Below are 13,864 nucleotides of genomic sequence, written 5' to 3'. Positions count from 1 at the left end.
GCGTTGTCCCGGAACGGCTCAGCCTGGTGGGATTTTCTAGCGCTACCCCGGATCCATGTTCAACCTCGCTCGGGATTGATCCGACATTTTGCACCTTCTCTATCAGTCTGTCAAAGGACTGGTTTCTCCACCGGCAACCGACCTTCGTCCGAGCGGGCCCACCGCGAATCTGTTGAGCTTCACAGGCTGATGGGCTATCGTGCCCGCGAGGAGTCCGGATTGTCCATGCCGGATGGATCAGAGACGCAGGTTCGCGACCGGCTGGCTCGGCAACGGACCGAACTGGCGAACGAGCGCACGCTCCTGGCCTATATCAGGACGGCCTTGGGATTCGTCATTGTCGGGGTCCCCGCCGTCTGGCTGATGGAGCAGCCTCTGGTTCGCGTGTTGGGTTGGCTGTCCCTGGCGGCCGGCGCCGGGTTTCTGGCGGTCGGCATCCGTCGATTCCTGTCCACCAAGGCCGGACTTGCGCAGGAACCGAAATAACGGCGCGGACCTGCTTCCCGGCGGCGGTTGCGTCTTCTGATCTGATCGTCCCGGTGTTGAATCCCCGATGGCCAAACCGATGCGGGTCGATGTGTTCGGGCGGATGGCGCACCTCGTGCGCACGGAGGGAGGGTGGCGACTGTTTCTCCTCGGGAACGAGGGCAAAAAAACGGCTGGTGCAAGAGTTTGCCGCCCCTCCGTCGATGTCCGAAGCCGAGGTGCTCGACTAGCTCGACGATCTGTACCACGAATGGGCTTCCGAGTCCCACCCGCGCGCCATGAAGATCGACTCAACGTGACCTGTCGACGCCATCCGCTCGAGCCGGTCGTGCGCGCGGATAAGGGAATCGGCCTCAAATGGGCGTTTCCCAGGCGGACGAAAGGGGATGTTCGTTGATCAATCGCTCGTGTTCGGCCAGATCGTAGGGTTCGATCGTCAGGTCGGCCTGGTCCATCGGTTCCGCGCAGGCGGGGGAACAGAGAAAGTCGATCAGTGCCTGGGCCTTCTCCTTTGTCGAGAACCGGCACAGGCCGTACTCCGGCATGCCGGATGACGGTTGCCAGAATGCCAGCTCGATCGCGCTGCCCTGATAGATCCCCAGAGTCCGATGCCGGACTTGAAAGCCGCCGGGCAAATGGGAGGAAGGTTCGAGCGACATGATGCCGCATGATAACACGCTCGCTTCTTAGCGCACGAGGAGGTGTGAAGTCAGTCGATGAGTTCTTGACGACTGGACAGGGCGCCGGTGAACCGGGTAAGCAGGAGGCAAGGAGGCTCGCCTATGATCTTGACCGCGTACAACGGGGTGTCGATTCCATCCTTTATGTACGGCACGGCCTGGAAGAAGCAGGCCACGACGCGGCTGGTGTTGGAGGCCGTGACAGCCGGCTTCACGGCGATCGACACGGCGAATCAACTGATCCATTACGAGGAGGCGCTGGTCGGAGAGGCCTTGCAAGCCCTCGCGCGGCAGGGGATCTCGCGAGACCGGTTGTTTCTCCAAACGAAGTTCACACCGGCGAACGGTCAAGACCATCGCACCCCGTACGATCCCACCGCCGACCTCACCACCCAGGTGCAGCAGTCCTTCGACAGCTCGTTGGCCCATCTCCAGACCGACTATCTGGATTCCTACGTCCTCCACGGACCCTACCAGCGGCGCGGCCTCGGAGCGGCGGATTGGGAAGTGTGGCAGGCGATCGAAGGGCTCTATGAAACCGGGAAGGTCAAGATGATCGGGGTCAGCAATGTCTCGGCCGAACAGCTCGCGCTGCTCTGTGAACGGGCGACCTACAAACCGATGGTGGTGCAGAACCGCTGTTACGCGGCGCTCGGATGGGACAAAGATGTACGGGAACTCTGCCGGGCCCACCACATGATCTATCAAGGCTTCTCACTGTTGACGGCCAACCGGGAAATATTTATCGACCCGGACATCCGAGCGATGGCGGCGCGCTACGGAGTCGGAATAGCCCAGATCGTCTTTCGATTCGCCATGCAGATCGGGATGCTCCCGCTGACAGGCACCACGAATCCGCAACACATGAAGGAAGACCTCCAGGCCGATCGTTTCACGCTCACCCCCGACGAACTCCACCGGATTGAGACGATCGGCCTGTAGGCAGCCGGTCCATCCAAGCCTTCTCGCGCCTCGATATGAACGGAGCGGGGTAGGTCGTCAGTTATTGCCTAAGCAGGCGCACGAACGCATCGCGGAAGTTGTTCGTGTCGTTAGGCACGAGATTGGTCGCGTCCGAGTAGAATGCGATGATGCGCGGATCGGCGGCGATCACCGGGGCTCGACCGTCCCCGTCCACGTCGCGGTTGGAGATGGCGATGGAGATCCGGATGACCTCGCAATTTTGGGGCGGCGCGAGCACGCAGTTCCGATCGGCCCGATAGACATCGAGGAAGTTATTGCCGTCCACCCCGGCGGGCACCAGGTTGTCGGCCCGGGAGAGAAAGGCGACGAAGCGTCCATCCCGGCTGATCGACGGGTAGTGGCTATCGCCGTTGGCCGACTGGTTGAACAGGCCCAGGGCGGTGCGGCTGAGGGAGGGGACGGTTCCCAGCATGTCGGCCACGTAGATGTCGGCGAATCCCGTATCCCGCGGCGGACCGGGCAACAGGTTTCTGGCCCGGGACCAGAAGGCGACGAACCGGCCGTCGCCGCTCAGCGAAGGACCGTGGCTGTCTCCGTCCGCAGCGAGGCCGTTGGCCGGCACCGACACCTTTTGAAGCTGATTGGCCAGGCGATCGTGCCGGAAGATATCGAACACGGCATTCGGCGGCTCGCCGGTGATCAGGTTCGAGGCATTGGAGGCAAAGGCCACGAACCGCCCATCCGCGCTGACCGCCGGACTGCCGTGGCTCGCGTTCGCTTGAATCGCCCCAAGCGGCGCGGTGATGCGCCGCAAGGTCGGCCCGCTGCTCCGGTCCAGCACATAGATGTCGGGGCTGTTGTCCAGATCCTCCGGCGTCAGACGTGCGTTTGAACCGAACGCGATGATGGTCCCGTCGGCATTGATCGCCGGATCGTAGCTGCGGCACCCTTCCCCGGCGGCCGGACAGAGACCCTGGAGCCCTTGCGCGGTCTGGGAGACCCGGTCGGTGATCTGCGCCTGTCGCCGGCGCAGAAACACGTCACGGGCGTTGTTGGTGTCGTTGAAAACGAGATTGCTGGCAAAGGATTCGAACACGACCGTGTCGCCGTCGTCCGCGACCACCGGCGAGGCGCTGTCGTCGTTGCCGGCCAGGCCGTTCGAGCCGACCGAGATCAGTTCGGTGAGGCCGGTGACTCGATCATGCAGGTAGATCTGCCGCCTTCCATTGGTGTTCACCCCCGGGACAAGATTGGTGGCCGTGGAATCGAAGACAACAAAACGACCGTCTCCACTGATCCCCGGGGTCGGGCTGGTCAGCTCGGGCACCCCAATTTCTACGCGCGTGCTGTCCCCGTTGCCGCCGTTCGACTGAAACACGTTCCCGTCCGACACCGACACCCGTTCCGTCGTCCCTTCGGCCGCGGAGTCCTCCTTCGGCACCCCGTCGCAACCGTGGAGCAGGCTGGCGATCGCGGCAATCAGCATCAGCGGGACCGGTCGCTGTCGCAAACTGTCCATCTTGTCACCTGATCCGAGCGGCCATACGACGGGCCCAGAACGCGCCCGCCTCGGCCCGTCACAGGACGCCATGCGGATGGGCGCTGGGCTGGACTTGACGATAAACGACGCCGGTCCCGTTCTGCAAGCCGTCCGCTTGTCTTTCAGAGGCCGCTTTTTTAGCGGAGGTCCTTCCGGTACACTGCCTTCGGTCGGAGCCAAGGGGCCGCGGCCGAAGGTGTGCGATACCGCAATCGGATTCCAAGCGCCGGGAGGGGGCTCATGCAGATGTTGATGATCGTGTTTCGCTCGTCGCTCAAGGAGCGGGTCGATGAGTTGCTGAGAGACTGCGACGTGCGTCAGTTTACGGAAATCAATGAAGCGGTCGGGCAGGGGCAGAGCGGCCCGGCGGAGGGAGCGCAGTTTTATCCTGGCACGAACACGATCGTGCTCGTGGCGCTGGACGATGCCCATGTTGAGAAGGTCGCTCAAGCTGTCCAGGCCTGGTGCCGGCAGGTTGAGGACCATCCGGGGTGGCAGAGGCCTTCCATCCGTGTTTTTGCGTTTCCCTGCACCCAAATCGCCTGATCGTCAGTTCCGCATCAGTCATCGCCGTCCCAAGGGAGCGCGAAGGAACGACATGGTCGTCATCGTCATGGGCGTGTCGGGGTCGGGCAAGACAACGATCGGTCGCCTCCTGGCCGAATCGTTGGAATGGAGCTTTGTCGATGGCGACGATCGCCATCCGCAATCCAACCTCGACAAGATGCGTCGGGGGCTCGCGCTGACCGATGAGGATCGGGAGCCTTGGCTTCTGCATCTGCAAGCGGAAATCCGACGCTGGCTGGCCTCGAGCCGCGATGTCGTTTTGGCCTGCTCTGCGCTGAAGGCGAGCTATCGAACCCGGTTGGTCATTGATCCCTCCCTGGTCCGGCTGGTCTATCTGGCAGGTCCCTATTCGTTGATGGCGCAACGGCTCAAGGGGCGATCCGGGCATTTCTTCCCGGACGAATTGTTGGCCAGTCAGTATGCGGCGCTGGAAGAGCCGGTCGGCGCGCTCGTGGTGGATGCGTCCCAGCGCCCGGACGACATCGTCCGGCAGGTGCGGATCGGCCTGGGCCTCTCAAGTCCACGGGCAGGGCGCTGATGCCGTCGCTGCTGATCGGCACGTCAGGCTGGGCCTACGCGAATTGGAAGGGCCCTTTCTATCCGGAGGATTGCCCCCGCCGGCGCTACCTGGAGTATTACGCGCAGGAGTTTCCCACCACCGAAGTCAACTCATCCTTTTATCATCTGCCCCGCGCGGCGACCTATGAACAATGGACGGCGCAGGTGCCGCCGGAGTTTGTGTTCGCGCTCAAAGTCAGCCGGTTGATCACGCATCACAAGCGGCTCGTGGATGTGGAGGAGCCCTGGCGGGCGTTCGTCGACCGGGCGCGGGTATTGGGCCGACATCTGGGGCCGCTGCTGTTGCAGTTTCCGCCGTCGTTCCGATGCGATCGGCCCAGGCTCGCTCGATTCCTGGCCTCCGCCTGCAGGCCGGCCGCTTCCGATCCCCCTCTGCGGCTGGTCTGTGAATTTCGGCACGAGTCCTGGTTCACAGAGGACGTCTACGATCTCTTGCAGCGGCATGGTGCAGCCCTCTGTATCGCCGATTCGCCTCGGTATCCGCGTCGCGACGTGCGGACTGCGGAGTTCGTCTATGTCCGATTTCACGGGCGGACGCAGATGTTCGCCTCTTCCTATACCGACGAGGAACTGACCAAGGAAGCCCGGTGGCTCAAGCGGGCGGCGCAGGACGGCCATGACCTGTATGTCTATTTCAACAACGACGCCCGCGGTCATGCCGTCGAGAATGCGTGGACGTTGCGGAGGTTGATGGAAGGACGAAGGCGAAAAAAGACGCAACGGGCGGGCGGTGTTTGAGGCGCCCGCCCGAGTGAGCGGCAGAGCAGCACCGTACTGCTACGGTCGCCGGCTGACGAATGCATCCCGCGCGCCGTTCGCATCCCCATCGACGAGGCTCGACCCATCGGAATAGTACAGGACGAACCGGCCATCTCCGCTGATGGCCGGATAACGGCTTTCCCCGTTGGAGTCGCCCCCGTTGCCGTGGATGGAAACCCTCTTCACCGAACAGGGTTGGGTTGCGTCGAATGCACAACTGCGATCCGTGACGATGATATCGCGCACGCCGTTGGCATCGGCCGCCGTGACATCGAGATTGGTCGCGAGTGAATCATAGGCCACGAGGCGGCCGTCGCGACTGATCGAAGCGGACCGGCTGTCCCCGTTGCCGGAGGCCAGATTCAGGTTGACGGACACTTTGACGATCGAGGGTTGCGAGGCTTGCATATCGGCCACAAACACGTCGGCGATGTTGTCTCCCTCCGCCGGTCCCGCCATGAGATTGCCGGCCTGCGACCAGAAGGCCACAAACCGCCCCTCTCCGCTCAGCGACGGGCTGAAACTATCGCCGTCGGCCGCGCCGCCGCCGGCTGGGACGGAAACCTTCCGCAAGACGCCGGTTTGCAGGCTGTACAGGAAGACATCGGTCACGATGTCGGCCGAATCGCCTGCGAGCAGATTGCTCGCATTGGAGGCAAAGGCAACGAATTGGCCGTCGGCGCTGACCGCCGGGCTCCCGTTGAGAATATTGGCCTGGGCTCCTCCGATACCGGCAGTAATCCGCCGCAGGACCGGCGCGCCCCTCCGGTCCAGCACGTAGATATCGGTGCCGTCGTCCGTGTCGTCCGGAACCAGTCGCGAAAAACTGCCGAAGGCGAGGACCTTCCCGTCCGCGCTGATCGCGGGGCTGAAGCTGTTGCAGCCTTCGCCGGGGTTCGGACAGATGCCCTGCGCGCCTTGAACTCCTTGCGAGAGCCGCTCCGTGACGCCAGTGGTGCGGTTCCGCAGGAAGATGTCTCGTGCGCCGTTGGTGTCCCCTGGAATCAGATTGGCGGCAAACGAGTCGAACGCGACCAGTTGCCCGTCGTCGCTCACCGCGGCCGTGAAACTATCGTCGTCACCGGGGACATTCCCCGGACCGACCGAGATCAACTCCGTGAAGCCGGTCTCGCGGTCGTGCAAATAGACCTGCCGCTTGCCGTTCGAGAGCACTCCGGGAACCAGGTTGGTGGCGCCGGAATCGAAGACCGTGAACCGGCCGGTTCCACTGATTCCAGGACCGAAACTGCGCTCCTGGAGCACGCCGTTGGTCAGTCTGGTCCCGTCGCCGCTGCCGCCGTTGCTCTCGGCCAACGATTCGCTCGCGACGGAGACCCGGTGTGTCCTGGAACGGATGGTCAGCGTGTAATCTTTGGTATCGTTCCAGGTCGGCGCGGTGACTTTGACGGAGAGGGGCGCTGAGGCAGGCGCCACGGGGGTGCCTGTGATCGTGCCGGTGGAAGGATTGAATGTGAGCCCTTGGGGCAGCGAACCAGTGACCGTCCAGGTCAACGGCCCCGGACCCGATGCCGTCAATGTGGCTGAATAGGGCAGCGATTCGTCACCTATCGGCAACAATGTTGTGGTGATCGACGGCGTCACATGGCCCGTCACCCCGCCTGCCCCTCCCGCACCTGATCCCCCGTCGCCGCCCCCGGAACAGGCTACCAACAGTGCACAGGCGACGGCGCCCAACAGTCTGACAACAATAATGGAGTGAAGTGATCGTTCTTCCATGCTTTCACCATACCAAGCTTCGCTAGAACCGCGGGCTATTCACGGTTTCTCAGTAATCTGACGCCCGCGGAGAGACCCCTTTGGTGATTCTTTTCTCTCTTTCCCATACCAAACCTGGTTGGACTGGCGGCTTATCGGGTGAAGCCCCTCTATACCAAGCTTCGCTGGAACCGCCGGCTAATCCGGGTCCTTTCGTAACTGAGCCGGCGGAGAAACACCTTCTACGTATTCTCATTCCTCTGTATAGGGATGAGCCGATCGGTGCGCAGGGAGTCTCGCGCCTGGGAAAGCAAAGTTAATACCGAACGCGCTTCATCCTATGACGGCCTGGACAAAGTCGAAGATGGGCGTGCGATCGTCCGCTCATGACGCCAAAATGAAGGGAGATTCCAGCGATCGCTGCAAAGAAGGATATTCAGGGATGATGAATGAATCGATGTATGAATGACTGCTATCCACTTCAGGCTGCCTCTGTACCATAAAGAACACGTGTGAGCAATTAGAGCCGTTTGTCGATTGATAGGGCCATTGGGTAGGGTGGATTCTGAGAAATCCGCCTGTGAGGGCGACCTCTTCCGGCGTCAACAGACCGTTCTCGATCGGTCGATCGCCGTCAGTGGGCAGAGCGGCGGAGCTTGGCGCCTAATCCAACGGGGCTAATTTTCGACAGAGGTCTGTGATGCGGCGCTGTACGGGCGGGCGGACCTGCGTGAAGGACAGACCGAACTCGTCGGAGCGCACCCACCGTACGGAGGCGACATCGATCACGAGCGGGTTCTCGTCTCCGTCGACGAAGACGCACAGTTCCAACTCCGAACCGGCGGGGGCGGTCACCTGGCTCTTGATCCGGCAACCGGCCTGCGAGAGGTCTTGCAAGTCTCCGTCTCCGGCGACCATCCGGTTTTTCGAGGAGAAATGGCTGCGATATTGGACGCGCACGCGGGGATGGCGTCGCTTTTCATGTGATCTGGGAGCGGGCAAGGCCATAAGGAACTTCCTGAAGACCGAGCGTAACCGGGTCCGGCGATCTCGAATGGAGCCTACCATGCAAGCTCGGTTCTGACGAGCCAAATATACCTACTGATCGGAGCGACGCAGGCTCCTAGCCAAGGGTGGCCCGGCTATGGCAAAGTTGATCGGCCTCGGCGGAAAGAGGGGATGCGCACGACCTCTCGACTCTTTCAGACATTATCGATGGACGCCCCACTGTACCCCAGAAGTCCCAAGGTCTTGCTCGGCGGCCTGGCGCATCTGGCCCGGTTGATCGATAAGATCCGTCTGCGTCATGCCGGATTGATCCAGGACTATCACTACCTCACCACCGGGTTCGACAAGTCCTTGATCGAGTTGCTGAGCATCGATGCGCAGGCGTTCAAGCAACGGGTGCTGGCGGGAGGAACGGACGAGGACCTACTGGAGTGGGTGCGAACCTGTGGAAGGACGCTGTCCGAGGCCGAGACCAGGCTTTGGACCGGAAAGGTCCTTACGGCGGGGCCGGCCGACGAGGCGGCGCGCGACCGTTTTCAAGGGCGGCTCCGGGATGTGGCGGTCAAGCGCGGGGTGCCGCTTGAATCCTTGCCGCCCGTGTCGACCTGGGTCGAGGCGATCGAGCTGGACGAAGGCCGGTTGTAGCGAGGATGTTCGAGGTGGATCAGATCTATTGCGCTCATGCCGGCTTGATGGGGTGGGGAGCCGCGTTCCTGATCCTGGCGCTTCCGGGATTCACTGTCTCCGGCTGCGGGGTCTCCGCGCCTGCGCCTCGCCTCGATGCCTATCTTGGGACAGCCACGCAGCCGGAGGCCGCGACGATGACCGGACTCCCGGCCGGTCTTCGCGTCGGGCTGGCGGTGATCAACGATGTGGCCGTCCCGGAATCCGCGCCACCCCTCTCTGAGGGCGCGCTGGCGTTCGTGACCGATCAGGCGCGACAACATATCAGCCGCGCGCTGCCGCTTGCTGTCGTCAAGGTCGCCCCGTCGTCCGTGCGCAAGGCCGGTGAAGCGTCCGTCGCCTGGGAGCAGCTTGCCCGGGAGCAGGGGATCGAGCACCTCCTGATCGCGGTGATTTCGAGCGTGGAGGTGACCAGTGCCACGACCTTGCCCCTTGACGGCACGCAAGAAGGAGGCGGGGCCATGGGACGTTTGCCCGGTTCCAGCACGGTCCAGCATGCCCTGGCTGAACTGGCATTAGTGGATGCCAAGACCGGCACCGTCCACGCCAGGTCGGAAGGCCGAACGCTCTCCACCCTGGAACAACTGGCGGGACGACTGACCTCCAATGCCTATCCGGTCATTCGCCGGTCCGGACGGATGCAGCGCATCGCCGCCCCGCGGGATGACGCCGAGGCTCACGACCTCTTGCGGAGCCTGGCTGCGGACGAGGCGATCGAGCTGGCGGCCTACAACCTGAAAGGGCGTTGGGCTCGAACGCGACTGGCGCCGTGAGTGTCCGCGGTGCGGGGTAACCTCAGCCGAATCGCCGCCATGGCGGCGCTGCTTCTGGGGCTCCCGCTGGCAGGCGTTCATCTGGCGGGCAGGCCGCTCGCACCCTACCTTGAATTTCCCCCCAGGACTCAAGACGTCGCACAGGCTCCCTTTTCTTGGATCGCGTTCTCGCTGCTGGCGGTGGCGATTCTCCTCTGTGTCGGCCCCTTCCTATGGCGCCTGTTGGCCGCTCCGGCTCGGTCTCATTCGGAACAAGCCCCGCGCTCGTTTCCCTGGTGGGGCTGGGTCGGACTCCTGTGGACCGGGCTGGCCTGGATCGTCGCCTGGAATCGGTTCGAATGGATGGGGTCCTGGCAGGCCCATACCTTCACGCCGCTCTGGCTGGGCTACATTCTGGTCGTCAATGCCTGGACCGAGGCCCGGACTCGACAGTGCCTGATGCGAAGCCGTCCTCGGTTTTTTCTGTGGCTGTTTCCACTCAGCGCCGTCTTTTGGTGGTTCTTCGAATATCTCAACCGCTTCGTCGAGAACTGGCACTATCCGCCGGTGTGGGAGCTGACCGCCTGGGAGTATATCTGGTACGCGACTCTACCCTTCTCCACCGTGTTGCCCGCGGTCTTGAGCACGACAGAGTGGCTCTCGACCTGGCCAAGATTCGACGCGGCGTTCCGCCGGCTGTGGCAGTGGGACTGGGTGAATCGTCCGATCACGGGATGGGTGGGCCTGATCGCGGCTGCGCTCGGTCTGTTCGGCATCGGCCTCTGGCCGGATTATCTGTTTCCGCTGGTTTGGGTGGCGCCGCTTCTCCTCTTGATGTCGATGGCGCTGATCAGGGGAGAAGACACGATCTTATCCGGCTTGCGAACCGGCGATTGGCGTCCGGTCTGTCATCCGGCCTTTGCCGCCCTCGTCTGTGGCTTCTTCTGGGAGCTGTGGAACGTGAAGAGTCTCGCCCATTGGGAGTATGCCATTCCCTACGTCCAATGCTGTCACCTGTTCGAAATGCCGATTCTGGGCTACGCGGGCTACCTGCCGTTCGGCCTGGAGTGCGCGGTCGTGGCGGGGCTGATTGAAGGAAAAGGGAGCAGGAACGTGGCCTCTCATGGGACGGACGCAGCGCAACGGAAGCCGATGGTGGCGGAGCGCTGATCGGGCGAAGACCCGCCGCGTGTCGCCGTGCGGAGCATCATCGGCTTGCTTTTCCACGAACCGCCCCGCACGACCTTGTAGCGGCCCGAAGTCGGACCAGGCGGATTGCGGTCCGGCGTGACCGCGTAATAGTCGAATCCCAGCCAGTCCTGCACCCATTCGGCGATATTGCCGGCCATGTGACGGGCCCCATACGGACTTTGCCCCTCTTCCCCGCTGTCCACCGCGGCCACGAGCGGGATCTCGTGCACATGATACTGCCCGAACACCGCCAGACCCGGTGACGGCGGACGATCTCCCCACGGAAATAGATTACCGTCAGCGCCGCGCGCGGCCTTTTCCCATTCAGCCTCCGTCGGAAGCCGTTTGCCCTGTGTGCGGCAAAAGTCGGCCGCCTCCTGCCAGGTCACGTACAGGGCCGGCCAACGGGCCAGCACGACATCCGGCATGGAGTGGACCGAGATGACGTGCCAGAGGAGCCGTTGCAGTTCGTCCGACACCGGTTGCCGGGTCTGGCGGAGAAAGGCCAGGTATTCTCCCACGCTCACTTCATCCCGGTCGATCTGATAGCGATCGAGCCAGACGCGATGTTGCGGCAGTTCCGTGTCGTCGAACTGTGTCTCCAGCGCGTAGGGCTCGTCGTCCTTTCTGACAGTCCCCATGAGGAACCAGCCTTCTTCGACGGTCACGGAGGGAGAGGGGCGCACGACGGCGGCGATCGATGCCAGATGGCGCGCGAGTTCCTGTTTGGGCGGGGCTGGTCGGGCATCTGAACGGGCGCCGGCCGTGCCGACCGCCAAGCCGGCCAGGATCACGGCTGGCAGCAAGGCGCGGAGGCCGTTCACAACTTGTCTTTGGCGGCGACGGCCTTGCTGATTTCGGCGATGAGGCGCCGCTCGATCTCGGCCGTTTCGTCCGGGCCGGCCGTGAGAATGCGCCCGCCCTGGGCGAGTTTTTCAAATTCCGCCTTCACGCTCAGGCGGGTGACGCTGGCCGAAGGAATCTGGAGGGCGATCAGGAATTGATTCCGAAATCCGGAGGCTTCGAGGGAGGTGGGCGGCGACACCTTGCGCTCGGTCACGTACACGGCCTTCTGATCCGTTTTGACGCTGACTCGGATGGCGTACCCGTTGCGCGCCAGCGCCTCCTCGGCGGCTCGCGCGACCAGGGCGAAGGGACGAGGAAGGTCTTCAACCTGCGCGCCCTTCTCCTCGGCGCGCACGGTAAAGGCGGCCTGGGCGGCTGCGGTCCGCTGCACCTCGGCGGAGAGCTTCTTGGTCTGGGCCACCTGGGCCTCGAATTTCAGGGTCGCTTCCTTGGCCTCGGCCCGGACGCGCTCGGTCTCGTCGTGCGCCCGCTGGGTTTCTTTCTTGGCGTCCCGCAGTTCCTGGTTGAGCAGGTCGATCTGTTGTTGCATGACCTTGGTGCCGTCTTGCAGCGAATTCAAGACGGACTCCTGCCTGGCCAGTTGTTTCCGCAAGGCTTCGTTCTCGGCCTTCAAGGGCGCGTCGTCCGGTTTGCAGGCCGTGGCGATGAGCCACAGAGCTATCGGCACAAGGCCAATGGCCCGGAACGTCGGTCTGTCGATTCGGGGCGGCTGCGGCGCGGTGCTGGGTTCTGTGAGCGGGGGTTTGACGGTCTGCGGCATCGCAGCTTATGCTCTCACTATGCGATTGACAGCGGTCGTCATGCTCTGTCTCTGCCTGATGGTGCGTGGGTTGGGCGATCAGCTCCTCGCGGCGCCGACCGGGATCTCGCGAGCGGATGGGGAGTCCGTGCCCGCTGAAGAGTATCCTGTCTACGATAGGGTTGTCGAGTCTAAGTTTCTGACGAGCCTGACCCGCGTCGTGGTGATCGAGCGCCTCACCCTCGCCTGGCTCCATCCGGGCGAACCGATTCCGCCGAGCGAGCGGTGGTTCGATGAGCAGCAGCCGTTCGACGGGCGGTTGCCGCGCGATTTGATCGCGGATTTCATCGCGAAGAACCAGCGTCCGTCCCGATTGGAGCCGCAATTCCGGTTCGGGGCGCGCGTGCAATTCGTTTCTCCCGGCGGGGCGGAGGAATCGGACGTGTTCCTCGGGCCGTCATTCGCCGCATGGAGACGCCCGGCGCAGGAGGATGAAACCCGTCTCGATCGCCTGGCCTTTTCCCGGGTTGCCTGGACGCTCAAAGAGGACCAAGCCTTGGTCTACGTGGCCAATGAACGGCCGGACGGGACCGGAGCCGGGTTTCTCCATTGGTTGCGGCGGCAGGGGCGGGGCTGGACGCTGTTCGACACGGACGTGATCTGGGTCGCCCATCCCGAAGGGAGGAGCTAATGTCCGCATCCATGATCCGCAGGACGTTCGCGGTGCCGCCCTTGGGCTGCAATTGCTCGATCATCGGCGATCCGCACACCAAACAGGCGGTCGTGGTGGATCCGGGCGGAGCGCCGGAACGGATCCTTCATGAAGTGCGAGCCTTGGGCCTGACCGTGACCCGCATCCTGCACACGCACGCGCACTTTGATCATTTTCTTGCGTCCGGAGACATGCAGCAGGCGACCGGGGCGTCGCTCTGCCTCCATCCGGACGATCGCCGGTTATGGGAATTGTTGGAAGAGCAGTGCGAGGTGTTCGGCGTACCTTATGCGCCGGTTCCGCTGCCCGATTATTGGCTGAAGGATGAGGAGCAATTCGCGGTCGGCACGCTGGCCTGCGTCGCGATCCATACGCCGGGCCATACGCCCGGCTCCATGAGTTTCCATTTGCCTACCGAGCAGTTGTTGTTGGCCGGAGATACGCTCTTCCGCGGTTCCATTGGGCGGACGGACTTATGGGGCGGCGACTTTCAGGCCATTGAGCGGTCCATCCGCGAACGCCTCTACCGGCTGGATGGAGACACGGTCGTCGTGACAGGTCACGGGCCTGAAACGGATATCGGAACGGAGCAACGGAGCAATGCCTTTGTGAGGGCATAGCCGCTGTTGATCCGATGGACGAAGAAGGCCACCGCCCAAG

Annotated in this window: 16 protein-coding genes; 10 read left to right on the top strand and 6 right to left on the bottom strand. The window is 63.1% G+C overall.

Going from position 1 to position 13,864, the window contains the following annotated elements; all coding sequences use genetic code 11:
* Positions 1–225 precede the first annotated feature (225 nt).
* Positions 226–486, top strand: a complete 261-nt coding sequence (locus tag QWI75_RS17005) for a DUF202 domain-containing protein (RefSeq protein WP_289269987.1) — start codon at positions 226–228, stop codon at positions 484–486.
* A 353-nt stretch (positions 487–839) separates the two neighbouring features.
* Here QWI75_RS17005 and QWI75_RS17000 read toward each other — a convergent pair whose 3' ends face one another.
* The gene (locus QWI75_RS17000; RefSeq protein WP_289269985.1) at positions 840–1,145 is read right to left on the bottom strand and encodes a hypothetical protein; all 306 of its coding nucleotides are present in this window, start codon (positions 1,143–1,145) and stop codon (positions 840–842) included.
* A 123-nt stretch (positions 1,146–1,268) separates the two neighbouring features.
* On the opposite strand from QWI75_RS17000, the gene QWI75_RS16995 reads away from it, so the two are divergent.
* Positions 1,269–2,108: an aldo/keto reductase family protein gene (locus tag QWI75_RS16995; protein WP_289269983.1), complete on the top strand. Its 840-nt coding sequence runs from the start codon at positions 1,269–1,271 to the stop codon at positions 2,106–2,108.
* 61 nt (positions 2,109–2,169) lie between these two features.
* Here QWI75_RS16995 and QWI75_RS16990 read toward each other — a convergent pair whose 3' ends face one another.
* The gene (locus tag QWI75_RS16990; protein ID WP_289269981.1) at positions 2,170–3,609 is read right to left on the bottom strand and encodes a TolB family protein; all 1,440 of its coding nucleotides are present in this window, start codon (positions 3,607–3,609) and stop codon (positions 2,170–2,172) included.
* A gap of 261 nt (positions 3,610–3,870) precedes the next feature.
* On the opposite strand from QWI75_RS16990, the gene QWI75_RS16985 reads away from it, so the two are divergent.
* From QWI75_RS16985 to QWI75_RS16975, 3 genes are read left to right on the top strand one after another with little or no spacing between them, the layout of a single operon-like run.
* Positions 3,871–4,176, top strand: coding sequence for a PG0541 family transporter-associated protein (locus tag QWI75_RS16985; RefSeq protein ID WP_289269980.1), 306 nt, complete (start codon positions 3,871–3,873; stop codon positions 4,174–4,176).
* Positions 4,177–4,228: 52 nt separating this feature from the next.
* Positions 4,229–4,735 carry a gluconokinase gene (locus tag QWI75_RS16980; protein ID WP_289269978.1) on the top strand — a complete coding sequence of 169 codons (507 nt, stop codon included), beginning with the start codon at positions 4,229–4,231 and terminating at the stop codon, positions 4,733–4,735.
* A complete protein-coding gene (locus QWI75_RS16975) occupies positions 4,735–5,514 on the top strand; it encodes a DUF72 domain-containing protein (protein WP_289269976.1) in 780 nt (259 codons plus the stop codon). Before QWI75_RS16980 ends, QWI75_RS16975 begins: the two co-directional genes overlap by 1 nt.
* Positions 5,515–5,553: 39 nt before the next feature.
* On the opposite strand, the gene QWI75_RS16970 is transcribed toward QWI75_RS16975, so the two are convergent.
* The gene (locus QWI75_RS16970) at positions 5,554–7,272 is read right to left on the bottom strand and encodes a putative Ig domain-containing protein (protein ID WP_289269974.1); all 1,719 of its coding nucleotides are present in this window, start codon (positions 7,270–7,272) and stop codon (positions 5,554–5,556) included.
* A gap of 642 nt (positions 7,273–7,914) precedes the next feature.
* On the bottom strand, positions 7,915–8,259 hold the full coding sequence (locus tag QWI75_RS16965) for a PilZ domain-containing protein (protein ID WP_289269972.1): 345 nt from the start codon (positions 8,257–8,259) through the stop codon (positions 7,915–7,917).
* A gap of 171 nt (positions 8,260–8,430) precedes the next feature.
* On the opposite strand from QWI75_RS16965, the gene QWI75_RS16960 reads away from it, so the two are divergent.
* Genes QWI75_RS16960 through QWI75_RS16950 form a run of 3 tightly spaced genes read left to right on the top strand, consistent with a single transcriptional unit; the run spans position 8,431 to position 10,865 of the window.
* Positions 8,431–8,904: a DUF5069 domain-containing protein gene (locus tag QWI75_RS16960; protein WP_289269970.1), complete on the top strand. Its 474-nt coding sequence runs from the start codon at positions 8,431–8,433 to the stop codon at positions 8,902–8,904.
* 14 nt (positions 8,905–8,918) lie between these two features.
* A complete protein-coding gene (locus QWI75_RS16955) occupies positions 8,919–9,716 on the top strand; it encodes a hypothetical protein (RefSeq protein ID WP_289269968.1) in 798 nt (265 codons plus the stop codon).
* A 9-nt stretch (positions 9,717–9,725) separates the two neighbouring features.
* Positions 9,726–10,865 carry a hypothetical protein gene (locus QWI75_RS16950; RefSeq protein ID WP_289269967.1) on the top strand — a complete coding sequence of 380 codons (1,140 nt, stop codon included), beginning with the start codon at positions 9,726–9,728 and terminating at the stop codon, positions 10,863–10,865.
* Here QWI75_RS16950 and QWI75_RS16945 read toward each other — a convergent pair.
* Positions 10,817–11,710, bottom strand: coding sequence for a formylglycine-generating enzyme family protein (locus QWI75_RS16945; protein WP_289269965.1), 894 nt, complete (start codon positions 11,708–11,710; stop codon positions 10,817–10,819). The two genes, QWI75_RS16950 and QWI75_RS16945, sit on opposite strands and share 49 nt — an antisense overlap.
* Positions 11,707–12,513 carry a hypothetical protein gene (locus QWI75_RS16940; RefSeq protein WP_289269963.1) on the bottom strand — a complete coding sequence of 269 codons (807 nt, stop codon included), beginning with the start codon at positions 12,511–12,513 and terminating at the stop codon, positions 11,707–11,709. The genes QWI75_RS16945 and QWI75_RS16940 overlap by 4 nt, the downstream gene beginning before the upstream one ends.
* A gap of 19 nt (positions 12,514–12,532) precedes the next feature.
* Between QWI75_RS16940 and QWI75_RS16935 the strand changes: the two genes are divergently transcribed.
* Entirely contained in the window at positions 12,533–13,183 is a 651-nt protein-coding gene (locus QWI75_RS16935; protein ID WP_289269961.1) for a hypothetical protein, read from the top strand.
* Positions 13,183–13,824, top strand: coding sequence for an MBL fold metallo-hydrolase (locus QWI75_RS16930; protein WP_289269959.1), 642 nt, complete (start codon positions 13,183–13,185; stop codon positions 13,822–13,824). The genes QWI75_RS16935 and QWI75_RS16930 overlap by 1 nt, the downstream gene beginning before the upstream one ends.
* Positions 13,825–13,864: the final 40 nt, after the last annotated feature.

The organism is Nitrospira tepida (assembly GCF_947241125.1).
Classification (GTDB): Bacteria; Nitrospirota; Nitrospiria; order Nitrospirales; family Nitrospiraceae; genus Nitrospira_G; species Nitrospira_G tepida.
The sequence above is the reverse complement of the archived record's forward strand: the minus strand, read 5'-3'. Positions and strand labels throughout refer to the sequence as shown.